Below are 23,915 nucleotides of genomic sequence, written 5' to 3'. Positions count from 1 at the left end.
CCTGCAGCTATCGTTTCGACGGCTCTTCCGCGAACGCCGCGTCAGTCTTCGTGCGAGCCTTCGCGGCTCGCGTCGTTGTCCGTGCGTTCGGCGGACGAGCCGCCCTCCACCCCGTCACCTGATTTGCGGTTTCTGGCGCCACCGCGCCGCCGTCGTTTTCTGGGGCTCCGGTCTTTCCCGCCTTGCGTGAGCAATGCCTCGCGCGCGGCGGCGTCTCCTTCGATGAACTCCGTCCACCACGTACCGACCGACTCGTCAAGTTCGCCCGATGCGCAGCGCAACAGGAGGAAATCATACCCCGCTCTAAATCTTTGGTGTTCCAGCAGCTTCAGCGCGCTGCGGCCCGAGCGCTTTTCGAGGCGCAGCTGCAGACCCCAGATCTCGCGCATGTCGGCCGAGAAGCGCTTGTGGATCGCGAGCTTTTCGGTCTGCATGTCGAGCACTTCGTCCATCGCGCGATGCAGCGCGGGCACCGGATACTCGCCTTCGGCCTCGAACTTCTGCCAGCGCTGCTGCACGTCGTGCCACAACAGCGTCGCGAACAGGAAGCCCGGCGACACCGGTTTGCCGGCGAGCACGCGTGCATCTGTATTAGAGAGTGCCAGAGAAATGAATTTCTCGCCGGTCGGCTGCTCGAGCACCACGTCGAGCAGCGGCAGCAGCCCGTGATGCAGGCCTTCCTGGCGCAGCCGCTTCAGGCACGCGAGCGCGTGACCCGACAGCATCAGCTTCAGCATTTCGTCGAACAGACGCGCGGCGGGCACGTTGTTGATCAGATCGGCCATCTTCTCGATCGGCGCGCGCGTGGCGTCGTCGATGTCGAAGTCGAGCTTGGCGGCGAAGCGCACGACACGCAGCATGCGCACCGGGTCCTCGCGATAGCGCGTGGCCGGGTCGCCGATCATGCGCAGCAGGCGCGTGCGCATGTCGGCCATGCCGTTGTGGTAATCCAGCACGGTTTGCGTGGCCGGATCGTAGTACATCGCGTTGATCGTGAAGTCGCGGCGCGTGGCGTCCTCGTGCTGCTCGCCCCACACGTTGTCGCGCAGCACGCGGCCGCTCGCGTCGACCGCGTGGGTGCGGCGGTCGAGCTCGTCGCGCTTCAGACGCTTCGGCGGCGGCGCGTCGGCCGCGGGCGGATCGACCAGCGCGCGGAACGTCGAGGTCTCGATGATTTCCTGGCCGAACTGGACGTGCACGATCTGGAAGCGCCGGCCGATGATGCGCGCGCGGCGGAACAGCTTCTGCACCTGTTCGGGCGTCGCGTCGGTCGCGACGTCGAAGTCTTTCGGCTTCACGCCGAGCAGCAGGTCGCGCACCGCGCCGCCGACGATGAACGCGCGGAAGCCCGCCTGTTGCAGGCCCTCGGTTACGCGGATCGCGTTGCGCGAGATCAGCGTGGGGTCGATGCCATGCACGTCGTGCGGAATGATGACGGGGACGTCCGGTTCGCGCGGCGCTTGTGCGGCGGCAGCGGCGGTGGATTTGCGACGCGGCCGCGCGGCCGTGCCGGAAGCGGTCGTGCCGGATACGGACTTGCCGCGCGCCGGCGGCTTGTCATTGGCATTGCCGTCGACGCTGGCGGCGGAGAGCGTGTCGTCAGCGCTCGCCGCGTCCTGGCCGAATAGCTTGCGGATGAGTTTCTTGATCACGAGGGTTGGAAGAGTTCGAGGATGCGCCAGCCTTTGGCCTGCGCATGGGCGCGCAACGTGTCGTCCGGATTGGTCGCGATGGGATCGGTGACTTTTTCGAGCAGCGGGATGTCGTTGTGCGAATCGCTATAGAAATAGCTGTGCTCGAAGTCGCTCCACGTCTTGCCGAGCGACGCGAGCCACATTTCGGTGCGCACGATCTTGCCTTCCTTGTAGCTCGGCGTGCCGGTCGGGCGGCCGGTGTAGGCGCCGTGCGGATCGCCGCCGACGGTCTCCGCCTCGCACGCGATCAGCGTGTCGACACCGAACGCCTGGGCGATGGGACGCGTGATGAATTCGTTGGTCGCGGTGACGACGCAGCAAAGGTCGCCCGCTTCGCGATGCTGTTTCACGAGCTCGATCGCCACCGGCTGGATGGCCGGCGTGATGACCTCGTGCATGTACTGCGCGTGAAAGTCCGCGAGCTGCGCGCGCGAGTACTTCGCGAGCGGTGTCAGCATGGCGATCAGATAAGCGTGAATGTCGAGCTTGCCGGCCTTGTAGTCGGCGTAGAAGCGGTCGTTTTCACGGGCGAAATTTTCGGCGTCGACCATACCTTTTTTCACCATGAAGCGGCCCCATTCGTGGTCGCTGTCGGTGGGAATGAGCGTGTGGTCGAGATCGAAGAGTGCAAGATTAGCCATGGGGGCCTATTTTACTTGAAGCCGGAAGAGCGGCGTGTGAACCCGGTGTGGTGGCGGGCTCGGGCGACGCGAGCATCGTGCGCAGCAGCGGTAGCGTGACCGCGCGTTTCTGTTCGAGCGAGAAGCGGTCGAGCGCGTCGAGCAGCGCCATCAGGCTCGGCATGTCGCGGCGAAAGTGAGTGAGCAGGTAGGCCGGCACGTCGTCGGCGAGCATGATGCCGCGCTCGCGCGCCGCGCGTTTCAACACCGCGGCCTTCGCGTCGTCGGGCAGCGGCGCGAGGTGAAACACGAGACCCCAGCCGAGCCGCGTGCGCAAATCCTCGCGCACCGTCATGCCGATCGGCGCCGCGTTGCCCGCGGCGACGAGCGCGCTGGTCGGATGCGCGCGCACCTCGTTGAACAGGTTGAACACGGCGATCTGCTGAGCGGCCGACAGCGCGTCGCAGTCGTCGATCGCATAGAGCGCGACGCGCGGATCGAAGCCGAAGGCGGCGAGGCTGCTTTGCGGACCGGCGAAGCGCGCATGTCCCGGCGGCGCTTCGTGCACCAGTGCCTGCAGCAGATGCGTGCGGCCGCTGCCGGCTTCGCCCCAGATGTAGAAGGTGCGATCGGCGACCGGTCCGGAGGCGAGCGCGTCGTCGAGCTCACGCAGGCGCGTGACCAGCTCGGCGTTCGCGCCGGCGAAGAAATTGTCGAATGTCGATGGCGGCGGGGTGCCGAGATCGAGCGTCAGTTGACGAAGCACAGTAGGTTAATGCCGAAAATGAGGCTCGGGCCGCGAGTGGCCCGGACCGCGGGGCCTGGAACGTTGCCAGGCGCTCAGTTGTCGTGAAGCGTGCTCGCCGGGTCGTGAGGCCGCAGGTCGCGAAGCGCGACGGACGGAAATGCGCGGGGCGGCGGCGCCGGAATCGGGGTATCGTGTTGCAAAGGTCGTTTCCAGGATCTCGTCGGAGCGCGCGAATTCCAGCCACGCGGCCAGCATCGGGTAAAATCGCATTTTACCGACCTTCGAGCTTTTCCCCATGAATCAACCGAAATCCGCCCAGCCTTCACCCGATTCGGCCCAAGGTTTGTCGTATCGCGACGCCGGCGTGGACATCGATGCGGGCGACGCCCTCGTCGACGCCATCAAGCCCTTTGCCAAGAAGACCCTGCGCGACGGCGTGCTGGGCGGCATCGGTGGATTCGGCGCGCTGTTCGAAGTGCCCAAGAAGTACAACGAACCGGTGCTCGTGTCCGGCACCGACGGCGTCGGCACCAAGCTGCGTCTCGCGTTCCAGCTGAACAAGCACGACACGGTCGGCCAGGATCTGGTCGCGATGAGCGTCAACGACATCCTCGTGCAGGGCGCCGAGCCGCTGTTTTTCCTCGACTATTTCGCCTGCGGCAAGCTCGATGTCGGCACGGCGGCGACCGTCGTGAAGGGCATTGCACACGGCTGCGAGCTGTCGGGCTGCGCGCTGATCGGCGGCGAAACCGCGGAAATGCCGGGCATGTATCCGGACGGCGAATACGATCTGGCCGGTTTCGCGGTCGGCGCGGTGGAAAAGAGCAAGATCATCGACGGCAGCAAGATTGCTCCGGGCGACGTGGTGCTCGGGCTTGCGTCGAGCGGCATCCATTCGAATGGCTTTTCGCTGGTGCGCAAGATCATCGAGCGCGCCAATCCCGATCTGAACGCGGACTTCGACGGCCGCTCGCTCGCCGACGCGCTGATGGCGCCGACGCGCATCTACGTGAAGCCGCTGCTCGCGCTGATGCAGCAGCTCGAGGTGAAGGGCATGGCGCACATCACCGGCGGCGGCCTGGTCGAGAACATTCCGCGCGTGCTGCGCGAGGGTCTGACGGCCGAGCTCGATCATCGTGCGTGGCCGCTGCCGCCGCTGTTCTCGTGGCTGCAGAAGCACGGCGGCGTCGCCGATGCGGAAATGCACCGCGTGTTCAACTGCGGTATCGGTATGGCGGTGATCGTGTCTGCCGCGGATGCCCAGGCGGCGATCGGTCTGCTGTCCGCGGCGGGCGAGCAGGTCTGGAAGATCGGCACGGTCCGTGAAAGCGCGGCGGGTGAAGCGCAGACGGTCGTGGTCTAACGATTGACGAGGGTTCGCGTGGCGTGCCGCAACGGCGCGCCGCGCGGGCTTCAAATCCCTTGCTTCACATTTCCCGCTTTGAATCCCCGCTTCAAATCCCCGCTTTAGGTCCCCGCTTTAGGTCCCTCTAATTCCCTCACTTCGATCGGCGTCTCCAACCAGCGTCTCGATCAACTCCACCACCCGCGCCGTCGCGTGCGGATCGCAGCAATCCACCACCTGTCTCTCCGGCATGCTGCGCAGCCACGTGAGCTGCCGCTTGCAGAGTTGCCGCGTCGCGAAGATGCCCTTGTCGCGCATGGTCCGATAATCGACCGCGCCATCGAGGTATTCCCACACCTGCCGATAGCCGACGCAGCGCATCGACGACATCTCCGGCAGCAGGTCGCCGCGCGCGCGCAGCTTGACCACTTCATCGACGAAACCGTGCGCGAGCATCGCATCGAAGCGCTGCTCGATGCGCGCGTGCAGCAAGCCACGCTCGGACGGCTCCAGCGCGACCGGCACGAAGCGCCATGCCGACGCGGCGTCGTCCGTGCGCGCGGGCGCGGCGAGCAGCGCCGACATCGGCTGGCCGGTCAGCATGAACACTTCTAGCGCGCGCTGGATGCGCTGCGAATCGTTCGGCGCGAGACGCGCGGCAGTGGCCGGATCGAGCGCGGCGAGCCGTGCGTGTAGCGCCGGCCAGCCGTCGCGGGCGGCGTCGGCGTCGAGCGTCGCGCGTAGTTCGGCATCGGCGCCGGGCAGGTCGTTGAGCCCCTGCGTGAGCGCCTTGTAGTACAGCATCGTGCCACCGACCAGCAGCGGCAGCCGACCGCGCGCATGAATTTCACCGACGAGCCGCAGCGTGTCGGCGCGAAACTGCGCGGCCGAGTACGAGTCGGCGGGATCGACGATATCGATCAGATGATGCGGCGCGACCGCGCGTTCTTCCGCAGTCGGCTTCGCGGTGCCGATGTCCATCTCGCGATAGACGAGCGCCGAGTCGACGCTGATGATTTCGACCGGCCGCCGCGCGGCGAGCGCGAGCGCCGCGGCGGTCTTGCCGGACGCGGTCGGGCCGAGCAGGCACGGGATCAGGGTAGGGCGTGACGTCATGAGCAAGCGGGCGCGCGGCGCGGGCGGTGTGATCGAACGCGGCGGTTACTGGCCGCGCATGAACAGCCGATCGAGATCGGCCAGCGTCAGCTGATACCAGGTCGGACGCCCGTGGTTGCACTGGTCGGCGCGCTCGGTCGCTTCCATCTGGCGCAACAGCGCGTTCATTTCGTCGAGCGTCAGACGCCGGTTCGCGCGCACCGCGTGATGGCACGCGAGCGTGCCGAGCAATTCGTGCTGACGCTCGGTCAGCACGCGCGAGCCGCCGAACGCGTGCAGGTCGGACAGCACCGCGCGCGCGAGCGCTTGCAGATCGGCGTCCTTTAGCAGCGCGGGGACGGCGCGGATCGCGAGCGTGGTCGGCGACAGCACCGCGAGGTCGAAGCCGAGCGCATCGAGCGTATCGCGTTCTTCCTCGACCGTGCCGATTTCGACCGGATCGGCCTGCATCGTCTGCGGAATCAGCAGCGGCTGCACGGCGATCGCTCGGTCGGCGAGCGCGTTCTTGAACTGCTCGTACAGGATGCGCTCGTGCGCGGCATGCATGTCGACGATCACGAGCCCGTGGCGGTTCTGCGCGAGCACGTAGATGCCGTGGATCTGGCCGAGCGCGAAGCCGAGCGGCTGATCGTCGGTGGCGTCGAATGCGGGGGCAGCCGGGCGCGACGCGAACGGTGCCGCGTCATATGGCGACGTCGTTTCGCTCGCCGAGTCGCGCGCTTCGAACAGCGACGCGCCTTCGACCCGGCCCGCGAGCGGATCCTTGCGGCCGAACAGCGCGTCGTAACCGGCGAGCGGTTGCGCGACCGGCAGCGTGCCTTGCGTCATGCGCGCCTGGCGCATCCACGTGTTGCCGGGCTGCGAGGCCCCGAAGCTGCCGAAGCCGCCGCCAAAGCTGCCACGGCTTCCGGCGGCGAAGCCCCCGCCGCTCGAAACACTGGCGCCCGCGCCGATGCCGTCGCCTGCGCCGCTTGTGCCGCCCAGCGGCGTCGAACCAAACGAAGCCGGTTCACCGGCCGACGGTTCCAGGTGCGCCGCATGCCCGCCAGCCGTCGTTTCCGGCGACGCGCCCGCGTGCCGCGCGAGCGCGCGCTGCACCGCATGGAACACGAACTGGTGAATCGAGCGCGAATCGCGGAAACGCACCTCGATTTTCGACGGATGCACGTTCACGTCGACGCCCTCGGGCGGCAGATCGAGGAACAGCACGTATGACGGATAACGCTCACCGTGCAGCACGTCTTCATACGCGGCGCGCACTGCGTGCGTGAGCAGCTTGTCCCGCACGAAGCGGCCGTTGACGAAGAAATACTGTTGATCGGCGCGGCCGCGGCTTGCGGTCGGCAGACCGGCGCAGCCGTAGATTGCGAGCGGACCGGCGGATTCGTCGAGCGGCAGATGGGCGGTCGCGAACGTGTCGCCGAGAATCTTCGCGACGCGCGCGGGCGGCTCGCTCGCGTTCCAGTGTTCGACGGCCTTGCCGTTGTGCAGCACGGAGATCGCCACGTCCGGCCGCGCGAGAGCGGCGCGGCGGATCTGTTCGAGACAGTGGCCGAGTTCGGTCTGTTCGCTCTTCAGGAATTTGCGGCGCGCGGGTGTGTTGAAGTACAGCTCGCGGACTTCGATCGTCGTGCCTTGCGTGCCGGCGGCGGGGCTCAGCACGCCGGTTTCCGCATCGATGCGCACCGCGTGCGGCACGTCGGCGGTGCGGCTCGTGATGCTCATCTGCGCGACCGACGCAATCGACGCCAGCGCTTCACCGCGGAACCCGAGCGTCGCGACCGCCTCGAGCTCGGCAAGCGAGCGGATCTTGCTGGTCGCATGGCGGGTCAGTGCGAGTACGAGTTCGTTCTCGGGGATGCCACAGCCGTCGTCGGTGATCGAGATGCGTTTGACGCCGCCTTCGTCGAGCAGGATGCGCAGCGTCTGCGCGCCCGCGTCGAGCGCATTCTCGAGCAGCTCCTTAACCACCGACGCCGGCCGCTCGACCACTTCGCCGGCGGCGATCTGGCTGATCAGTTGATCGGGGAGCGGCTGGATCGCGCGCAGCGGACGCGGCGCGGGCGCCGCGCGGGAGCCGTCGGAGGGTGCGGCCGCGGCCGCGGTGCCCGCAGGCGTTTCTGAGAATTCGGACATGGCGAAATTATAGCGACTCGGCGTACGTCGCCCGTGCCGGTGCCCGACCCGCAGTTTTTTAATCGACCCGAGGCACTTTCTGTATCATGTCGCGGGCACTTCGCAGCGGTCGGCCCGCCGCTTGCTGCCCCTGTTATCGGGTCGCGCGACGGCCGTTTTTCCTCTACGCAATCATCGGTTTATAAGGACATTCCTTGGATACGTTGCTCCATTTCGCCAACCTTGTCCTACACATCGACAAGTTCCTCGGGGACTTCATCCAGGTGTATGGCACCTGGGTCTACGCGGTGCTATTCGCGATCGTGTTCGCAGAAACCGGACTCGTGGTTCTGCCGTTTCTGCCGGGCGACTCGCTGCTGTTCATCGGCGGCGCGTTCTGCGCGGCCGGCCAGATGCATCTCGGGCTGCTGATCCTGCTGCTGTTGGTGGCTGCGATCGGCGGCAATACGACCAACTATCTGATCGGCCGTGCGATCGGACCGCGTGTGTTCAATTCGCATATTCCGGTGCTCGAGCGCTTTCTCGATCGCGCCGCGCTGCAGAAGACTCACGATTTCTATGAGAAACACGGCGGCAAGACGATCGTGCTCGCGCGTTTCATCCCGGTCGTGCGGACCTTTGCGCCGTTCGTCGCCGGTGCGTCGTCGATGACCTGGAGCCGCTTCCAGATGTTCAACGTCGTCGGCGCGCTGTCGTGGGTGCTCCTGCTCGTGCTGCTCGGCTATTTCTTCGGCAACATTCCGTTCATCCGTCAGTATCTGAACGTGATCGTGCTGGTCGGTATCGGCGCGGCAATTGTGCCGGTCGTGCTCGCCGCGTTGTGGAAGATGCTGCGCAAGAATGGCGCGAACGCGAGTACGCGTTGACGAGCTGTAGCCGGCTGTAGTTCGGACCTTGATGACCAGAAGGCGTCGCGAATCTCGCGACGCCTTTTTTCATGCCGCGATGCCGGCGACCCGTGCCGGCTTCGCGCGCACGTTAGGTCACATCAATCGCGCGTGATCGCGCGCGGCGCGAGCGGCGTTTCCGGCGTCGGGTAGCCGGCTTCCTTGAAGGTCTGCACGATCGCGCGATTGGTGTCGAAGTAGACCTGCCAGTAGTTCTGATTGGACGAGTAAGGGCGTACGCACAGCAACGGTCCTTCCGGCGTGAAGCTCAACACCTCGATGTCCGGCGCGGGGTTTTCGGACACGTTCGGAATCTTTGCGACGGCGGCTTTCAGACGCGCGATCGCATCGGTCGGATCGACGCCGTTGGCGATCTTCGCGGTCAGCTCGACGCGCCGGAACGGCAGCACGCTGTAGTTCGAGATCGTGTCGGAAAAGATCTTGTTGTTGCCGACGATGGTCATCACGTTGTCCGGCGTGACGATCGTCGTGCCGAACAGGCCCAACTCGGTGACGGTGCCGGTGACGCCCGCGGCCGTGACGAAATCGCCGACCTTGAACGGTCGCAGCACCTGCATGAACACGCCGGCCGCGAAGTGCGCGAGCAGGCCGCCCCACGCAGTGCCGATCGCGAGGCCAAGACCGGCGAGCAATGCTGCGAACGACGTTGTCTGCACACCGAAGATTTGCAGGATTGCGAGGACGAGCAGCAGGTTCAGCAACGCGCCGAGAATCGACGCGAGGTAGTGGGCGAGCGTCGGATCGACCTTGCCGTTGCGAGCGAGCACCTTGCGCAACAGGTTGGAGATCAGCCCGATGACCCAGCGGCCGACGATCCACAGCACGATGGCGCCGAGCACCTTGGTGCCGATGTCGATGCCCCGGGTCATGATGAATGCACGTGCGGTTTCGATATCCAAGATGTTCCTCGTTATAAGTTGCCATCAACGGATTGAACGACGGTGGTGCCATGACCCACAACGCGCGGTCTTCGGGAGTTATAGCCGACGGCGCCCGCATGCGCAAGGACCGTTCCTGCTCTGTTCGCGGGCGGCAATTGAGAGACGAAAAATGGCGGGGCGTATGTGAGAAGCCGCTCGAGCGCGCCGCCCCTACATGCGCAATCGCGATTCGGAATACGGTGACGTGCAGATGACAACCGCGTTGTCCTGGTCGTTTTTCACGGCTCGCCTGCGCTTCGACACGCGATGCCATGAGAACGCGATCACGATTGCGAGCGCATATGCGCCAGCACGCCGAAGAAATAGAGTCGGCCGGACGAATTGTCCATAGCGACTCTGCGCGTCGGCGAACACGACAAAAGTCAACAAGCCGTCGAGCACGCACGCAAGCAGCGCGAGCACGATGAAAATTGCCGGGCCGCTCAACGCGGCACCCGACCCGAACCGGTTATACAGTCGGCAGGCCATCGATACGATGGCGAGCAAGGCGAGGTTCGATAGCAGATCGAACAGAAAGTTGGTCATTATCGGTTCAATGAAAAAGCAATGCGCCGTGGGGTTGTGGGGTTGCCGGAACGGATGCTCACGCAAGGTTCAGACATGCTCCGCTGATCCGGCGGCGATCATTGCATATCTTTTCATCTCGATAAATAACCAGAAAAAGCGATAGCCGTGTCGCGCTTTCTTTCGAGCGTTTTTATGCGCAATCGGAATGTGAAAAGTTCTTTGCAAATTTATAGTACTGCGACGGACTCCGATTGCTGCGCGTCGGAAGCGATAAGAAATGCCGAGTTGCAGCGTCGGATACCATCGAAAAGGCGAGGCCTTATTGCGTAGTTGCTGCAATCCAGTGTTGATGATCTGTTTAGTCATCTCCGGTCCTGACGCCTGCGATAGTGCCGACGACAGTGTGTACGAGGTCTTCGGAATGCGGTAGACGACACCGAGATCGACCACGAGCCCCCAGCAGCCTTTGGCTCCCGGATGCAAGCCATAGCCGATGCCGAGGTAGCTCATCGCGCTCGCCGGGAAAGGCCGGCGACGGTGCGTCGTCAATGAATGACCCGTTGCGTCGCAACACTCCGCCACTGTGGTGAAAATGCCAAATCGAACTTGTTGGTATTTTGAAACGTCGCGCCGTGCGTTTATACGTGCGAGGATCAGATCATCGTATTCCTGATACGAAGATCCAGACTCACGGGGGCTCCATGAGTAGCATTCCGCTTATCTGGGCAGCGGTGCCGCATAACAGCGACGGTGTTGTCTTTCAGATCCAGCTTGGCCGCGGGCTTCAGCGTTTTCACGTGTCGCGGCGGGTGCTCGAGGACGTATTCGGGCTCGAACGAAAAGCGTCCGACGCGCGCCAACTCGAATTGTTCTATGTGCACGAGCAGCGCATCCTCGCGCGTGCCAGCGCCAAGCGTTCGCTGGCCAGTTCGGCCACTGTTTCACTGCAGGCCACCGATTTCGGCGTGTCGAACGACCGGGAGCGTTGGGAGAGGCCGAGCGGCATCGCGCACGGCCTCATGTAGGCGGGCCGGTGTTTCACACGCAGCGGCGAGGCTGCCTGTCAGCGTGCATTGAACTGCGCTTCGAACACTTCGAACGTACCGGGGATGACCTCGCGCGCGGATGAAGATTGGCGGCCGTGGCCGCTTGCGCGCGCCGAACTTCGACGACATCAGATAGATCCGGTGCTGCTGTTCATCGAGCGCCATCGTTTTTGCGCCTTCCTGCGTTGGCCTGTTCTGCGCAACCGTGTAGTGGTCCGCATCGTCTTCATGCACGATCGTTAGCGTGCGGTCCGCGCCGTTCGAACTGGGCGCGAGCTTCAAGGACGGATCGAAAGCCGCAGCATCAGGGCGGCCCCCCTATCAACACCTCGGCCACGCGACGGCCCGACGTCGCATCGACGATCATCGTGCGGTGATTGGCGCAAACCGAAAACAGACGCTCGCTGGCCGGATCGATGGCGACGGTCAGACGCCCCGTTTTGAACGTCGTGCCGATCTGGTAGTTGTCGGTCTGTTCCGGTGGAACGACACGTACTTGAGTCCCGGCGTAATCGTCGAACCGTTCTGCAGTTGCCAGGCGCATTGCAGATACGGCCGGAATGTCAGCATCGTGTCGTTCATCGTAAAGTTCTGCGAAATGAACGCGAAGTTAAGCGACGCATCGGCATTGGAGTTGTCGCGGGCGTTCCTGCTCGGTCCATAGGATTTTCCCGCGCCAGGTTTCAGGCAATCCCTACACGATTCCACCGTCAGGAAACAGCAGTTTGTGTCGATAACACGGAAGGAAGTGTCTCTGCTGCACCAGTTCGCCGTCCACCGACGCAAACGTTTGCTAGCGGGGCACCCCCACCGGATCAGTTTTGTCAGCCACGGCCTCATAAACGGAATCGCGATATGGATCGAACCAAAACAAGCAGTTTCACCTTGGCAGTGTCGCGCCGCACCTTTTTGCACAGTCTCGGCGCGTTGGCGCTGAGCGCATGCGGCGGGGGCGGCAGCGTCGGCGAAGCGGCCGTGAGCCGCTCGGCCGTTGCGAGGGCGGCGAGCATCAACACGGCCAGCCTCGTGCTCGCACGAGCGGCAACCGGCGAGGCCGCCGTTGCGACGAGTGGCGCGTTCGTGCATCCGGGGCTCCTGCACACGCAGACCGACTTCGACCGCATGGCGCAGAAGGTCGCCGCGCAGGCGCAGCCCTGGTACGCCGGCTTTCAGGTGCTGACCGCCAACGGCCACACGCGACTGTCCTGGTCGCCCCGGCCGGCCGCGCAGATCAATCGTGGCGGCACCGGACCGCAGAACTATCCGCAGCTCTATGGCGACATCGCCGCCGCCTACGCTTGCGCGCTGTACTGGAAAGTCACTGGCGACACGGCATACGCCGACAAGGCGGTGCAAATCATGAACGCGTGGTCCTCGACGCTGCAGAGTCTCGCCGGCGACACCAACGTCGATCTGGCCGCCGGCATCTATGGCTACGAGTTCGCGATCGTCGGCGAGATCATGCGCAGCTACCCTGGCCTCGCCGCAGCGGACCTCGCGGCGTTCCAGTCGATGATGTCCAACATCTTCTATCCGATCAACATCGACTTCCTGAACCGCCACAACAACACCGACTACACGCACTACTGGGCCAACTGGGACTTGTGCAGCATGGCGTCGATCATGGCGATCGGCGTGCTCTGTGACGACCGCGCGATGTTCGACGAAGCGGTCAACTACTACCTGAGCGGGCTTGGCAACGGTGCGATTGCGCAGGCGGTCTACTACCTGCACCCGGGCTACCTCGGCCAGTGGCAGGAGAGCGGGCGCGACCAGGGGCACAACAACCTCGGCATCGGGCTGTGCGGCGCCATCTGCGAGATGGCCTGGAACCAGGGCATCGATCTCTACGGCTACGACAACAACCGCTTCCTCGCCGGCGCGGAGTACGTGGCGAAGGCGAATCTCATTCAAGCCGACGGAACCTACCTCACGGTGCCGTACGAGAGCTATGCGAATGTCGACGTAGTGCAGCCCGGGTTTTCGACGGCCTCGCAAGGCGATATCCGTCCGATCTGGGCGCTCGTCTACAACCACTATGTCAATCGCAAGGGGCTGGCCGCGCCGTGGTCCGAGAAGTTCGCGCTCGCGATCCAGCCGGAAGGCGGCGGCGGCAACTACGGTACGACGAGCGGCGGCTACGACCAGCTCGGCTACGGCACGCTCGCCTACACGCGCGATCCGGTGACGCCGGCCGCCGCGCCGAGCGGCGTGACCGCCTGGCCGGCGGCGGGGCAGGTGGTGCTGTCGTGGTGGGGCGTGGCGAATGGCACGAGCTACAACGTCAAGCGCGCCGCGAATTCGGGTGGCCCGTACACGACCGTCGCGAGCGGCATCACCGACGTGCTGACCTATACCGACAGCCCGCAGGCCGGCGTGTGGTACTACGTCGTCAGCGCGACGACGGCAGCGGGCGAGAGCGCGAACTCGAACGAGGTCGTCGCGGTGACGGCCGTGCAGTTGCATACCTGGCTGAGCTTCGACGAGTCGAGCGGCACGACCGCGGCTGACGCGACCGGCAACGGCCATACGGGCACGCTAGTCGGCGGCGCGTCGCGCACCGCTGGCAAGTCCGGCAACGCGGTGCTGCTCGACGGCTCGAGCGGCTACGTCAGCCTGCCCAACGACATCGTCGGGGACGTCTCGGATTTCACGATCGCGACGTGGGTGTTCCGCAATTCAAACAGCACGAAGCTATGGGAGCGCGTGTTCGATTTCGGCACGGGCACCGGCCGTTACATGATGCTCACCCCCGACAGCAGTGGTGGCACGGTGCGCTTTTCGATCACGCTCAACGGGTCTCACAACGAGCGTCAGGTCAATGGCAACGCGCCGCTGCCGAGCGGCCAATGGACCCATGTGGCCGTGACGCTCTCGGGCACGACGCTCACGCTGTACGTCAACGGCAGCCAGACCGGCCAGACGACGGGCGTGGCGTTCGCGCCGTGGCATCTCGGCCCGAGCGCGCAGAACTGGATCGGACGTTCTCAGTACGCGGCGGACCCGTACTTCAACGGAGCGATCGACGAGTTTCGCATCTATCGCGGCGCGTTACCGCCGGATCGGATCGCGACGCTCGCGCAGGGTTGATTGTCAGCGTGAACTTCTTCGTCAAAAGGACTACAACACGTGCACGGCAGGCGGCAGCCCGTCGCTGTCGAACATCGTCGTGAACGGCGCATATGCGACCCAATCGCTGTCGGGCGCCTACACGAAGATGGACGGGCGCAATTCGAGCTATCCGGTCAACGCCTGGCTGGCCAACGTCAGCCTGGATGCGACCGCGCAAAGCGGCGACCAGTATGCGAATGTCGGCTTGTATAACTCGAACGTCACGCCGTCCGGAACCGGCGTGACCACATCGAGCTTCACGACGATGGGAAGCGTGCCGAACTGCGCTTTCTGAAACCGCCAATCCGCTGCGCGCCCCATCCGACGGAACCCGTCAGCGGTCCGTGCGCATGGGGGAAACGGGATAGCCGATCCGGAACCTGCCGTCGCGAGTCCGACGAGCGAGGCGCGCCCGGCCGGCTCGTCTAGCTCGTCCGGCTCCGAGCCGAGCGTCGGGCGTGACGATCCCGGGCTCATCGTCGCGGAAAACCACGAGCTAATCGTAAATGCCGCGCTGCTCGACCTGATCAATTCTTTCCTGCTGCGGAAGACGGACGACGATCGGGCCGATCAGTTGCGGATCTATCTGAAAAGCGAACTGCCGTCGCCCGCGTACGGCGAAGCGGAGCGGATCGTCGAACGTTACCAGGCGTACATAAGAGCGCACGACGAGTTGCTCGCCGCTCAACATCTTGCCGGCGCGACGGATGCATCGGCGCTCGACATAGAACGCGTTGCGGTCTGGTGTCAGCAGCGCGACCGCTTGCGGCGAAGCATACTGGGCGATACCGTCGTGCAGGCGTAGTACCAGAACGATGACGCGCAACTCCAATCAGGTACTTCAGGAGTGGAGGCAGCGCGCCGAGGATGATCAGGCGCCGGAATTGTCCGCACAGCAGCCGCGATATCCGGTTCCTCACTGGCGCAACAAGAGCGACGAAGAGCGCCATCGCCAGTACATGCTGCGTGTACTCGATCGCGCTATGGCGAGCTTCGAGGAGTTGAGTCGCGACTCGAGACTTTGACGCGCGGTGCGGCTCGCGCGCCTGCTGAGCCTCGAAGAGGTGATGGAGCAGTTCAGCGGTCTTTCGATATCTGCCCAGGTCTCGATCGTTGGTCTGTTCGAAGATGCCTTGGCCGATGTTCGCGTGGTATTGACACGCCTGAACGCATCGTAGTCGGACAGGCAGACCTCAGGGATTTTCGTACCTGAACTGCTGATGTTCGTTTCAACTGCCCGCCCCTGCGCGGGCTTTTTGTGCTTGCAAAAAAATCACTCGACCGGAATGGGATAAATCTGAATTCATTGCTTTTGTTGCGCAATTAATTGATTTAACAATATTTTTCCTCTTTGTTATGGAGCGAACTCTAATCGGCCGTTACCTTACGAACCCTGATTGCTTGGTAACGTGAATTGGCAAAGTGAATAAAGATAACTATCGGCTGATATTCAGCAGTCTGAGAAACATGCTGGTTGCCGCTGCGGAGACCGCCACGGCAACTGGAAGGCAAGCCGGACAGAGCTCGGTTTGCTGCTGCCTGGTTGCACGATACCGCTGAGGATACGGCCGTTCCCCTGTCATTGATTGAGACGGAATTCGGTACACGCGTCGGGCAACTTGTCGGCGAACTGACCGCAATATCAACACCTGAGGATGGCGACCGGGCCACGCGCAAGGCACTGGACCGGACGCATACCGCGCAGGCATCGGCTGCGGCGCAGACGATCAAGGCGGCTGACCTCATATCGAACCTGAGTACGGTTGAGGCTCGTGACCCGCAGTTCGCAGCAGTCTACATGCGCGAGAAGCAGCTATTACTGGAGGTGCTGACGAAAGCTGATGAGCGCTTGCGAAGTGACGTGCGCGCTATCATCGAAGACTATTTCACTCGGCAAGGGAGCGACGAACGGGCCTGATAAATCACTGCCATCACGCTTAACCCTGTCGGTTGTTCCCTCGCACCTACGTAAGTTCAGTATGGGCAAATCTCAGAAAGCGCCGGGTATGCGACTCATCTGTTTTCACTGCATCCGGTGTGACGCGTCAATTACCCGTATCTTGACGGTTGGGAACATGTCGCAGTACACCACACACGGCGGCGAGTCGTGGAAATGGGGCGAGCCCTGCTTTGCCTTGGGGTTCGCGATCAAGGAGCGCGGCGAGGTATGGCAAGCCTACGCGGGTTGCTGGCTTGTACAGGAAGATGACCTGATCGGGTTGAGCGTCACGCCTCGGGTTGAGCGCACGTATGGCTGCTGCGGAATGACAGGCCAACGCGGCCCCAACCTCGTATGTCGGTGCGGCGAGCATGTCGCCAGCGCCGAAACGGATTGCACCGTGCCGAACTTTGTCGCGCTGAGCAAGGCACAGGTGTACGCAGTAAGACTGCGCCTTCACGCCGCGTAGAACGAAAACATCGCGGCTTGCAAAAGTGATAGCTTTTGATAGCAGGGTTTGGTCGAAGGCTAGCGACCCGCACGTCGATCCGACGTTGATCGAATTTGCCTACACAGCGCCTACACGCACCCACAAAACAAATAGCCCATCCGGTTAGGGATGGGCTAAGTGCTTGAAACTAATGGTAGGCCGTACGGGATTCGAACCTGTGACCAACGGATTAAAAGTCCGCTGCTCTACCAGCTGAGCTAACGACCCAAAAGAGAAGCGAAATTATATCGGCGAACCGATGATCTGTCAACACTACGAGGCCATCAGGCCAATGTGAAAAGCCCGGGCATTACTACCCGGGCTTTCCAGCGAGAGGCGCGCGTGGCTATCACTTCGGACACTGCGCGTTACTGCCAACAACTACTTCAAAACGTGATCAATCCGCCACCACGAACTACTTGATCTGCGACAGCTTGCTCTGCGCCGACTGCGCGACGTCCGAGCCGGCGTATTGCGCGACGATCTGCTCGAGCGTCTTTTTCGCCGCGGCCTTCTGGCCTTGTTCGAGCTGATTGTTCGCGATCGCGAGCAGCGCTTCCGGGGCGCGCGGATGCTGCGGGTACTTGGCCACGATACCTTGCCAGACCGCCGTCGAACCCTTGTAGTCGCGCAGTGCATACAGCGCGTTGCCGAGCCAGTATTGCGCGGTCGGCTGATAGGGGCTGGTCGGATATTTGGAGATGAAGCTGCGGAACGATGCTGCGGCGGTCTTGAAGTCTCCGCTGCGGAACTGCTGTGAAGCCGTGTTGAACGCATCGGTTTCACCCGGCTGGACCTCGCCCTGGACACCATCCACCGTCTGCTGCTGCGGCTCGAATTTCTTCAGGCGCGTGTCGAGATCGGTGTAGTAGTCCTTCTGCTGCTTTTGCAGCGTCGTGAGCTGGTTCGCCATGTCCTCGTTCTGTCCGCGCAGAGTCGCGACCTGCTGGTTCAGCTGGTCGAGACGGTTGGACTGATCGAGGATCGTGCGCTGCGCCGCCGACAGCTGGCTCGACAGACTATCGGTCTTCGAGCGCAGATCGAGAATGGCCTGGCGGGCCTGATCGTCGTCGAACATGCCCGCATGGGCGGGCACGGCCACGAGGGCCGTGCCTGCGACGCAGGCCGCTGCGGCAACCCGCAGCCAGGAGAAACGATGCGTCATTCGGCTTATCACCCGTTGACTTACTGTTGATACACGAGGTCGGCGCGGCGGTTCTGTGCCCACGACGCTTCGTCATGACCCGTTGCCAGCGGCTTTTCCTTGCCGAGGCTCACGGCTTCCATTTGCGAATCCGACACGCCCATCAGCGACAGCGAACGACGCACGGCTTCAGCACGCTTCTGGCCGAGCGCGAGGTTGTATTCGCTCGTACCGCGCTCGTCGGTGTTGCCCTGGATCAGCACGTGACGCTGCGGGTGACCCTTCAGATATTGCGCGTGTTGTTGCAGCAGCGGTTGATAGTCGTCCTTCACCGAGTAACTGTCGAAGTCGAAGTAGATGCTGCGCTTTGCGAGCGGGCTGTTCGGATCGTTCAGCGGGTCGACGTTGACCGTCGCGACGTCGTTCGGATTCGGTTGAGCCGAGCCTGCGCCCTTGCCGGCGTTTTCGTCGAGCTTGACGCCAGAGTGACATGCGGCCAATGCACCGACCATCACGACGGCGAATGCGAAACGAAGTTTGGACATCATTTGATTACTCTCCTTGTGTTATTGCATCAACGTTATTGCATAAACGGGCCCCAGGATGGCTCGCGTACGCTGCCCCCCTGAACGGACAGGACCTGCCGAGTGCGACCATCGGTCGATACTGCGGCCAACACGCCACGGCCGTTCACCTGAGTGGCGTAAAGAATGTACTGACCATTCGCCGCGAAGCTCGGCGATTCGTCATGTGAGGTGTCCGTCAGGCCCGTGGCGGTTCCGCCTTGCAGGTCCTGGATGTACAGCTTGAATGCACCGCCGACGCGCGAGATGTAGGCAAGCTCCTTGCCGTCAGGACTCACACGCGGGCTGGTGTTGTAGCTGCCCGTAAACGTGACGCGTTGCGCGTTGCCCGCGCTTTCACCTTGCGCCGGCATCTTGTAGATCTGTGGAGCGCCGCCGCGGTCGCTCGTGAAATAGATCCACTGACCGTCAGGAGAGTAGGTCGGCTCGGTGTCGATCGAGCTGCCCTGCGTCAGACGACGCAGACCGCTGCCGTCCGCGTTGACCGCGAAAATCTGCGTATTGCCGGTGCGCGACAGCGCTACGGCGAGCGTGCGGCCATCCGGCGACCACGCCGGCGCGCTGTTGTTGCCCTTCTGGTCCGATACGACGATGCGCCGGCCGGTGGGCAGGTCGTGGATGTAGACGATCGGCTTTTTCTTCTCGAACGACACGTACGCGACCTTGGTGCCGTCCGGCGACCAGGCCGGCGAAATGATCGGCTCGGGGCTCGACAGCGCAATATGCGCGTCCTGGCCGTCCGAATCCGAGATCTGCAGCTGGTAGCGGTTGCCCGACTTGATCACATACGACAGGCGCGTCGCGAACACGCCGCGGTTGCCCATCAGCTTGGCGTAAATGTAGTCCGCGACCTTGTGCGCGCTCATGCGCAGACCGCTCTCCGGGCTCACCAGCACGAGGCCGCCGAGGCTTTCGCCCTTGACCGTGTCGTAGAGCTTGAAGCGCACTTCGTACTGGCCGTTCGGCAGGCGGTTCACGCTGCCCGCGACGAACGCGTTGGCGCCCTTCGCCTTCCATGCGCCGAGGTCGACGGAATCGGTCTCGGACACCGGCGTCGAGCCTGCGTCGATATTCGTGAATTTGCCGCTGCGTTGCAGGTCCTGACGCACGATCGTGCTGACCTGCTGCGGGGAGTTCGCTTCATTGGCGAAATTCGCCGTTGCGATCGGAAACTGTGTGGATCCGACGCCCGTCACGAGGACGTTGAGTTGTGCGTTGGCGGCGCCGCCGACGGCGATCAGGCACGTTGCCACGAGTGTTCGCAGGCCTAGCTTGGTCATCAAACTCATGCTGTATGGGTTCCTCAAAACGGTTTTACTTAATACTCGAAGACAGCAGACAGACCGGGAAACGGCTATTTCGTTCCCGCGCAACGCCGGCCTGGTGGGGCGCGGCGCTGGATGTCAGTCGGCTGTCAGCCTGCACATCAAGCCGCCGGCCGCAGCGTGATAGTGAAGTAGTCCGGCGTCTTGCCATTCACGTCCCGCGGCATCGGATCGGAGGCTTTCACCGCCCGCAACGCGGCGGCGTCCCACGCGGCGTTGCCGCTGCTGTGGGTAATGTTTGCGCTCAGCTGATTGCCGTCCGGCGAACAGCGCACGGCGATCACGGTCTCCAGACCTTCCGTTTCGCCGCCCCAGTTCACATGCTGAAGCACCAGCCGGCGCACCTTGTCCGCGTAACCTGGCGATGCCGCCGTGCCCCCGGAGCCGCTACCCGTTCCGCTCTTGCCCAGTCCGTTGCTGCTCGAACTGCTGCCGCCGACGCCGCCAGCCAGACCCTGCATTTGCGCCAGCCGCGCGCGACGGTCCGCATCGAGCTGCTTCTTCGCTTGTGCCGCCGCTTCGGCTTGCGCCTTCGCCTTCGCCGCCTTCTCGGCCTCAGCCTTCTTTTGCGCTTCCGCCTGAGCCTGCTTTTGCTGCTGCTCCTGCTGTTCCTTCAGTTGCTGCTGCTTCTGCTGCTCGGCGAGCTGCTGCTTGAGCTTCTCGGCCTGCTGCTGTTGCTGTTGTTGCTGTTGCGCCTGTTGCTGCTTGAGCTTGGCGGCTTTCTGCGCCGCGAGTTGGGCCGCCTGTTCGGCCGCCAGTTGTTGCTGACGCTTCGCTTCCGCTTCCTGCTGCTCTTTCAGCTTCAACTGGCGCTGCTGTTCGGCCAATTGCGCGGCGCGAGCCGCTTCCTGCTGCTGACGCTTCTTTTCCTGCAGCGCGATGTCGGCCTGCTCGTCGCGCACGGGCGGGGCAGGGGCGACCGGCGCGGGCGGCGGCGTGACGACGGGATGCGGGATCGCGGAATCCGGCACCTCGGTCCACAGTTCCGCCTGCTCGCCCTCGGGCGTGCTGTTTTGCCACTGGATGCCGTGATAAAGAAAGAATCCGAGCAGCGCATGCATCACCAGCGCGAACAGAAAAGCTCGCCCGGTACCGCGTTCACGCGGTGGCTGAAGCGGATATTCGGTGTTCTTGCGGATCATTGCGATTTGACAAGCAATCCAACGCGCTTGACGCCCTGAGCCTTCAACTCGGACATCACATTCATCACGACTTCGTACTTCACGGTTTTGTCGGCGGCGATCACGACGGGCTGATCCGGGTGCGATTGTGCCCGATCGGCGATGAAACCTTTGAGACCAGCTTTCGTCATGTCTTCCTGCTGCTGCGTGCCGGAGTCGTCCTTGTACTTGACGCTCATGTTGCCGTCCGCGCGGATGTTGACGATCACGGGCGGGGTCTGCTGCTGCGGCGCGGCGCCGCCGACGGTCGGCAGATTGACGATCGACGGTGCGACGAGCGGCGCCGTGACCATGAAGATCACGAGCAGCACGAGCATCACGTCGATGTACGGCACGACGTTGATGTCGGCCATCGCGCGCCGCGAGCGCGAGCCGCGCATGCTGGAGGAGCGTGAGCCTGCCATCGGGGCCTCCTTAGTGTGCCTGACGCTGCAGGATGTTCGAGAACTCTTCGATGAAGGTTTCGAAACGGATCGCCAGACGGTCGATGTCGTGCGCGTAGCGGTTGTAGGCGACCACTGCCGGAATCGCCGCGAAAAGGCCGATCGCGGTGGCGGTCAGCGCCTCGGCGATGCCCGGCGCGACGTTCGCGAGCGTGGCCTGCTGCACGTTGGCGAGGCCGCGGAACGCATTCATGATCCCCCACACCGTGCCGAACAGACCGATATACGGGCTGACCGAACCGACCGAGGCGAGAAACGCGAGGTTCGCTTCGAGCACGTCCATTTCGCGCTGGAACGATGCGCGCATCGCGCGCCGGGCGCCGTCGAGAATTGCGCCGGCATCGTTCAGGCGTTTCTCTTTGCCTTTCAGGAATTCGCGCATGCCGGACTCGAAAATCCGCTCGAGCGCGCCGATCCTGTGGCGGTTGTTCGCGGCGCTCTGATACAGCGCCTGCAGGTCGCCGCCCGACCAGAAATCACGCTCGAAGCGTTCAGTTTGCGCGCGCGCCCGGCGAATCGCAAACCACTTGCGGAAGATGAAAGTCCAGGAGAGTAGCGACAGCAACAGCAGCAGAGCCATGACGGCCTGGGCCAGCAGGCTCGCGTTGAGTACGAGTGAAACGATCGACAGATCTTGTGTAGTGTTCATAAAGGTTCGTTTTAACGTCCCGGGAAGGGGGCGTCCGGCTGCAAAGCCGCTTCAAGCTTGCCGTGGGCAAAACGGAAGCTTCGGCGATATCGAAGCCGAACCATGCTTTGTGCAACCTGACCGGTATGAGTTCACTGGCCCCGTAACAACGAGGCTCAGGTATCGTCCGTTGACATGCCGCCGTGGTTCAGTCCGCGCTCTCGCCGACGCCCGGTCCGTGCCGCAGCGCGGCAAGAACCGAAGGCGGGATCGCGGCTGGCCGCAGCGTCGTGCGGTCCACACAGCCAACCCGGACCGACCCGCTGGCAAGCAACGTGCCTTCGCGCCAGGCTTCCTGCACGAAGTCTACCGAAGCTCGGCCAAGACGCTCGATCCGGCTGATAATTTTCACGAGATCGTCGAGCCGGGCCGGAGTCCGGTAATCGACCGCGGTACTGCGCACGATGAAAATCGCGTCGTTTTCTTCCGCAAGCCGATGCTGGTCGACGCCGCACGCGCGCAGCCATTCGGTGCGAGCCCGTTCGAAAAATTTCAGATAATTGGCGTAAAACACGATGCCGCCGGCGTCGGTATCTTCGTAATACACGCGGATGGACCACGTGTAGCCGATTTCCGTGCCTGGCTGGCTGGTCGACATATTCATGCGGCGCATTCTACCGGAACGCAAACTCCGGGGTCTGTTTCGAAGTGTGAGTTGCGGGTGGCGGGTGTCGGCGGCGATGGTGGCCGGCTTTGCCGGCCGCGCCGGGACTGGGGGAGCGGGATATTGGCGCGCCGCGAGAAAAAGCCAGCACGGTGACGGGCGGCGGCGCGACCAATGGAAGGGGCGGCTGTCGCCGCCCGCCTTCAAACTCAGCCGCGATGCACGGACAGACCCGCAAACGACTGTGCGACCGGCATCAGCTCGATCGTGTTGATGTTGACGTGAGCCGGGCGCGTGGCGATCCAGTAGATTGAATCGGCGATGTCTTCGGCCGTCAGCGGCTGCACGTTTTCGTAGACCTTGGCGGCCTTGTCGTCGTCGCCGCGATAGCGCACGTTCGAGAATTCGGTGCCCCCGCACAGACCCGGCTCGATGTCGGTCACGCGCAGCGCGGTGCCGGCGAGGTCGGCGCGCAGGTTCAGGCTGAACTGGCGCACGAACGCCTTGGTCGCGCCATACACGTTGCCGCCTGCGTACGGCCAGCGGCCCGCCACCGAACCAAGATTGAAGATATGTCCGCGATTGCGCTCGACCATGCCGGGCAGCAGCGCATGCGTGACCTGCACGAGGCCCGTGCAATTGGTCTCGATCATGGTGTTCCATTCGTCGAGGCTCGCCTTGTGCGCCGGCTCGGTGCCGAGGGCGAGGCCGGCGTTGTTGACGAGCACGTCGATTGCGGCGAAGTCGGCCGGCAACGAGGCCGGCACGGCTTCGACGGCGGCGCGGTCGCGCACGTCGAGCTCGTACGGCAGCAGCGCGGCGCCGAGTTCGTCGGCGAGTGCCTGGAGACGGTCCTTGCGGCGAGCAGTGGCGACGACACGATGGCCGCCCTTGACGAACGAGCGGGCGATGGCAGCGCCGAAGCCGGCCGACGCTCCTGTGACAAACACGATCATTGCAGTTCCCTGGTCGGTAAGAGACAAAGGCCCCAAGCCTACTTCCAATGCCGCGCTGCGGCAAGGATGCACGAGCCGGATCGGCGGCTGCCGCGGCGGCGCGCAACGGGTGCGCGGCGCGGTCGGGGTGCTTTCGTCAGATGGTTGCGCAGCGGGGTCGCCAGACCGTCCGCAGGGCCCGCCAGCAGCCGCCGGAGCGCCCGCAAGTCGGTTGCCTATTCGGGCCTCTTCCAATACACTAACGCGCTCGACCCTGCGTGACTGGCGATAGAACCGAGTCGTCCGACTCAGCCGATTCAACCAATCGGGTTCAAGGTGGAACAACCCACCGTGAAGCGCAGGGTGCCGTTTTGCCGTTCGCCTGGGCAGCCGTGAACCGCGCGCATTAA

27 protein-coding genes, 1 tRNA gene and 1 riboswitch are annotated in these 23,915 nt (G+C 63.6%); of the genes, 9 read left to right on the top strand and 19 right to left on the bottom strand.

Annotated features, from left to right (window positions below):
- Positions 1–41 precede the first annotated feature (41 nt).
- From pcnB to hda, 3 genes are read right to left on the bottom strand one after another with little or no spacing between them, the layout of a single operon-like run.
- Entirely contained in the window at positions 42–1,652 is a 1,611-nt protein-coding gene (gene pcnB, locus G5S42_RS26735; protein ID WP_176109491.1) for a polynucleotide adenylyltransferase PcnB, read from the bottom strand.
- Positions 1,649–2,335 carry a histidinol-phosphatase gene (locus G5S42_RS26730; RefSeq protein WP_176109490.1) on the bottom strand — a complete coding sequence of 229 codons (687 nt, stop codon included), beginning with the start codon at positions 2,333–2,335 and terminating at the stop codon, positions 1,649–1,651. The genes pcnB and G5S42_RS26730 overlap by 4 nt, the downstream gene beginning before the upstream one ends.
- Positions 2,328–3,080 carry a DnaA regulatory inactivator Hda gene (hda, locus tag G5S42_RS26725; protein WP_176109489.1) on the bottom strand — a complete coding sequence of 251 codons (753 nt, stop codon included), beginning with the start codon at positions 3,078–3,080 and terminating at the stop codon, positions 2,328–2,330. The genes G5S42_RS26730 and hda overlap by 8 nt, the downstream gene beginning before the upstream one ends.
- A 277-nt stretch (positions 3,081–3,357) precedes the next feature.
- Here hda and purM point away from each other — a divergent pair, with 277 nt between their 5' ends.
- The gene (gene purM / locus G5S42_RS26720; protein ID WP_176109488.1) at positions 3,358–4,425 is read left to right on the top strand and encodes a phosphoribosylformylglycinamidine cyclo-ligase; all 1,068 of its coding nucleotides are present in this window, start codon (positions 3,358–3,360) and stop codon (positions 4,423–4,425) included.
- Between the two features lie 117 nt (positions 4,426–4,542).
- Here purM and miaA read toward each other — a convergent pair whose 3' ends face one another.
- Together miaA and mutL are read right to left on the bottom strand one after the other, a co-directional pair.
- A complete protein-coding gene (gene miaA, locus G5S42_RS26715; protein ID WP_176109487.1) occupies positions 4,543–5,523 on the bottom strand; it encodes a tRNA (adenosine(37)-N6)-dimethylallyltransferase MiaA in 981 nt (326 codons plus the stop codon).
- Positions 5,524–5,568: 45 nt separating this feature from the next.
- Entirely contained in the window at positions 5,569–7,659 is a 2,091-nt protein-coding gene (gene mutL / locus G5S42_RS26710) for a DNA mismatch repair endonuclease MutL (RefSeq protein WP_176109486.1), read from the bottom strand.
- Between the two features lie 194 nt (positions 7,660–7,853).
- On the opposite strand from mutL, the gene G5S42_RS26705 reads away from it, so the two are divergent.
- A complete protein-coding gene (locus G5S42_RS26705; RefSeq protein WP_176109485.1) occupies positions 7,854–8,525 on the top strand; it encodes a VTT domain-containing protein in 672 nt (223 codons plus the stop codon).
- A gap of 122 nt (positions 8,526–8,647) precedes the next feature.
- On the opposite strand, the gene G5S42_RS26700 is transcribed toward G5S42_RS26705, so the two are convergent.
- The 3 genes from G5S42_RS26700 to G5S42_RS26690 form a co-directional block, all read right to left on the bottom strand.
- On the bottom strand, positions 8,648–9,466 hold the full coding sequence (locus G5S42_RS26700; protein WP_176109484.1) for a mechanosensitive ion channel family protein: 819 nt from the start codon (positions 9,464–9,466) through the stop codon (positions 8,648–8,650).
- A 192-nt stretch (positions 9,467–9,658) separates the two neighbouring features.
- Positions 9,659–10,033, bottom strand: a complete 375-nt coding sequence (locus tag G5S42_RS26695) for a hypothetical protein (RefSeq protein WP_176109483.1) — start codon at positions 10,031–10,033, stop codon at positions 9,659–9,661.
- Between the two features lie 69 nt (positions 10,034–10,102).
- Positions 10,103–10,525 (bottom strand): hypothetical protein, encoded by a 423-nt coding sequence (locus G5S42_RS26690; RefSeq protein WP_176109482.1) that lies wholly within the window; start codon positions 10,523–10,525, stop codon positions 10,103–10,105.
- A gap of 191 nt (positions 10,526–10,716) precedes the next feature.
- Here G5S42_RS26690 and G5S42_RS26685 point away from each other — a divergent pair, with 191 nt between their 5' ends.
- Positions 10,717–11,040 (top strand): hypothetical protein, encoded by a 324-nt coding sequence (locus G5S42_RS26685; RefSeq protein ID WP_176109481.1) that lies wholly within the window; start codon positions 10,717–10,719, stop codon positions 11,038–11,040.
- An 84-nt stretch (positions 11,041–11,124) separates the two neighbouring features.
- Positions 11,125–11,304, top strand: coding sequence for a hypothetical protein (locus G5S42_RS26680; protein WP_176109480.1), 180 nt, complete (start codon positions 11,125–11,127; stop codon positions 11,302–11,304).
- A 61-nt stretch (positions 11,305–11,365) separates the two neighbouring features.
- On the opposite strand, the gene G5S42_RS26675 is transcribed toward G5S42_RS26680, so the two are convergent.
- Entirely contained in the window at positions 11,366–11,605 is a 240-nt protein-coding gene (locus G5S42_RS26675; RefSeq protein ID WP_176109479.1) for a hypothetical protein, read from the bottom strand.
- A gap of 311 nt (positions 11,606–11,916) precedes the next feature.
- On the opposite strand from G5S42_RS26675, the gene G5S42_RS26670 reads away from it, so the two are divergent.
- Entirely contained in the window at positions 11,917–14,151 is a 2,235-nt protein-coding gene (locus tag G5S42_RS26670; protein ID WP_176109478.1) for a LamG-like jellyroll fold domain-containing protein, read from the top strand.
- 79 nt (positions 14,152–14,230) lie between these two features.
- Entirely contained in the window at positions 14,231–14,467 is a 237-nt protein-coding gene (locus G5S42_RS26665; protein ID WP_246392084.1) for a hypothetical protein, read from the top strand.
- Positions 14,468–14,668: 201 nt separating this feature from the next.
- Here the strand turns inward: G5S42_RS26665 and G5S42_RS26660 are convergent, their stop codons facing one another.
- Entirely contained in the window at positions 14,669–15,004 is a 336-nt protein-coding gene (locus tag G5S42_RS26660) for a hypothetical protein (protein WP_176109477.1), read from the bottom strand.
- Between the two features lie 590 nt (positions 15,005–15,594).
- Here G5S42_RS26660 and G5S42_RS45820 point away from each other — a divergent pair.
- The 3 genes from G5S42_RS45820 to G5S42_RS26650 all read left to right on the top strand — a co-directional run bounded on the left by G5S42_RS45820 (position 15,595) and on the right by G5S42_RS26650 (position 16,580).
- A complete protein-coding gene (locus G5S42_RS45820) occupies positions 15,595–15,732 on the top strand; it encodes an ESPR-type extended signal peptide-containing protein (RefSeq protein WP_376776888.1) in 138 nt (45 codons plus the stop codon).
- A complete protein-coding gene (locus G5S42_RS26655) occupies positions 15,716–16,090 on the top strand; it encodes a hypothetical protein (protein ID WP_246392083.1) in 375 nt (124 codons plus the stop codon). Before G5S42_RS45820 ends, G5S42_RS26655 begins: the two co-directional genes overlap by 17 nt.
- Before the next feature lie 157 nt (positions 16,091–16,247).
- Positions 16,248–16,580 (top strand): hypothetical protein, encoded by a 333-nt coding sequence (locus G5S42_RS26650; protein WP_176109475.1) that lies wholly within the window; start codon positions 16,248–16,250, stop codon positions 16,578–16,580.
- A 173-nt stretch (positions 16,581–16,753) separates the two neighbouring features.
- On the opposite strand, the gene G5S42_RS26645 is transcribed toward G5S42_RS26650, so the two are convergent.
- The 9 genes from G5S42_RS26645 to ydfG all read right to left on the bottom strand — a co-directional run bounded on the left by G5S42_RS26645 (position 16,754) and on the right by ydfG (position 23,526).
- Positions 16,754–16,829 (bottom strand) — tRNA-Lys (locus G5S42_RS26645).
- A 187-nt stretch (positions 16,830–17,016) separates the two neighbouring features.
- Positions 17,017–17,766: a tol-pal system protein YbgF gene (ybgF, locus tag G5S42_RS26640; RefSeq protein WP_176109474.1), complete on the bottom strand. Its 750-nt coding sequence runs from the start codon at positions 17,764–17,766 to the stop codon at positions 17,017–17,019.
- 20 nt (positions 17,767–17,786) lie between these two features.
- The gene (pal, locus tag G5S42_RS26635) at positions 17,787–18,293 is read right to left on the bottom strand and encodes a peptidoglycan-associated lipoprotein Pal (protein ID WP_176109473.1); all 507 of its coding nucleotides are present in this window, start codon (positions 18,291–18,293) and stop codon (positions 17,787–17,789) included.
- Between the two features lie 32 nt (positions 18,294–18,325).
- On the bottom strand, positions 18,326–19,618 hold the full coding sequence (gene tolB / locus G5S42_RS26630) for a Tol-Pal system beta propeller repeat protein TolB (RefSeq protein ID WP_176109472.1): 1,293 nt from the start codon (positions 19,616–19,618) through the stop codon (positions 18,326–18,328).
- A gap of 137 nt (positions 19,619–19,755) precedes the next feature.
- On the bottom strand, positions 19,756–20,796 hold the full coding sequence (gene tolA, locus G5S42_RS26625) for a cell envelope integrity protein TolA (protein WP_176109471.1): 1,041 nt from the start codon (positions 20,794–20,796) through the stop codon (positions 19,756–19,758).
- Entirely contained in the window at positions 20,793–21,239 is a 447-nt protein-coding gene (tolR, locus tag G5S42_RS26620) for a protein TolR (protein ID WP_013088523.1), read from the bottom strand. Before tolR ends, tolA begins: the two co-directional genes overlap by 4 nt.
- Positions 21,240–21,249: 10 nt before the next feature.
- A complete protein-coding gene (gene tolQ, locus G5S42_RS26615) occupies positions 21,250–21,927 on the bottom strand; it encodes a protein TolQ (protein ID WP_176109470.1) in 678 nt (225 codons plus the stop codon).
- Positions 21,928–22,114: 187 nt separating this feature from the next.
- Positions 22,115–22,579 carry a tol-pal system-associated acyl-CoA thioesterase gene (gene ybgC / locus G5S42_RS26610; RefSeq protein ID WP_176110647.1) on the bottom strand — a complete coding sequence of 155 codons (465 nt, stop codon included), beginning with the start codon at positions 22,577–22,579 and terminating at the stop codon, positions 22,115–22,117.
- Between the two features lie 200 nt (positions 22,580–22,779).
- On the bottom strand, positions 22,780–23,526 hold the full coding sequence (ydfG, locus tag G5S42_RS26605; protein WP_176109469.1) for a bifunctional NADP-dependent 3-hydroxy acid dehydrogenase/3-hydroxypropionate dehydrogenase YdfG: 747 nt from the start codon (positions 23,524–23,526) through the stop codon (positions 22,780–22,782).
- A gap of 247 nt (positions 23,527–23,773) precedes the next feature.
- Positions 23,774–23,900: riboswitch (ZMP/ZTP riboswitch) on the top strand.
- Positions 23,901–23,915: the final 15 nt, after the last annotated feature.

The organism is Paraburkholderia youngii (assembly GCF_013366925.1).
GTDB lineage: Bacteria > Pseudomonadota > Gammaproteobacteria > Burkholderiales > Burkholderiaceae > Paraburkholderia > Paraburkholderia youngii.
The sequence above is the reverse complement of the archived record's forward strand: the minus strand, read 5'-3'. Positions and strand labels throughout refer to the sequence as shown.

Bases quoted from the DNA above. Each gene is read 5' to 3' on its own strand.
- G5S42_RS26730 (WP_176109490.1), bottom strand. From the start codon at position 2,335: ATGGCTAATCTTGCACTCTTCGATCTCGACCACACGCTCATTCCCACC.
- purM (WP_176109488.1), top strand. From the start codon at position 3,358: ATGAATCAACCGAAATCCGCCCAGCCTTCACCCGATTCGGCCCAAGGT.
- miaA (WP_176109487.1), bottom strand. From the start codon at position 5,523: ATGACGTCACGCCCTACCCTGATCCCGTGCCTGCTCGGCCCGACCGCG.
- mutL (WP_176109486.1), bottom strand. From the start codon at position 7,659: ATGTCCGAATTCTCAGAAACGCCTGCGGGCACCGCGGCCGCGGCCGCA.
- G5S42_RS26695 (WP_176109483.1), bottom strand. From the start codon at position 10,033: ATGACCAACTTTCTGTTCGATCTGCTATCGAACCTCGCCTTGCTCGCC.
- G5S42_RS26690 (WP_176109482.1), bottom strand. From the start codon at position 10,525: ATGAGCTACCTCGGCATCGGCTATGGCTTGCATCCGGGAGCCAAAGGC.
- G5S42_RS26685 (WP_176109481.1), top strand. From the start codon at position 10,717: ATGAGTAGCATTCCGCTTATCTGGGCAGCGGTGCCGCATAACAGCGAC.
- G5S42_RS26680 (WP_176109480.1), top strand. From the start codon at position 11,125: ATGACCTCGCGCGCGGATGAAGATTGGCGGCCGTGGCCGCTTGCGCGC.
- G5S42_RS26675 (WP_176109479.1), bottom strand. From the start codon at position 11,605: ATGCGCCTGGCAACTGCAGAACGGTTCGACGATTACGCCGGGACTCAA.
- G5S42_RS26670 (WP_176109478.1), top strand. From the start codon at position 11,917: ATGGATCGAACCAAAACAAGCAGTTTCACCTTGGCAGTGTCGCGCCGC.
- G5S42_RS26650 (WP_176109475.1), top strand. From the start codon at position 16,248: ATGTCGCAGTACACCACACACGGCGGCGAGTCGTGGAAATGGGGCGAG.
- ybgF (WP_176109474.1), bottom strand. From the start codon at position 17,766: ATGACGCATCGTTTCTCCTGGCTGCGGGTTGCCGCAGCGGCCTGCGTC.
- pal (WP_176109473.1), bottom strand. From the start codon at position 18,293: ATGATGTCCAAACTTCGTTTCGCATTCGCCGTCGTGATGGTCGGTGCA.
- tolB (WP_176109472.1), bottom strand. From the start codon at position 19,618: ATGAGTTTGATGACCAAGCTAGGCCTGCGAACACTCGTGGCAACGTGC.
- tolA (WP_176109471.1), bottom strand. From the start codon at position 20,796: ATGATCCGCAAGAACACCGAATATCCGCTTCAGCCACCGCGTGAACGC.
- tolR (WP_013088523.1), bottom strand. From the start codon at position 21,239: ATGGCAGGCTCACGCTCCTCCAGCATGCGCGGCTCGCGCTCGCGGCGC.
- tolQ (WP_176109470.1), bottom strand. From the start codon at position 21,927: ATGAACACTACACAAGATCTGTCGATCGTTTCACTCGTACTCAACGCG.
- ybgC (WP_176110647.1), bottom strand. From the start codon at position 22,579: ATGCGCCGCATGAATATGTCGACCAGCCAGCCAGGCACGGAAATCGGC.
- ydfG (WP_176109469.1), bottom strand. From the start codon at position 23,526: ATGATCGTGTTTGTCACAGGAGCGTCGGCCGGCTTCGGCGCTGCCATC.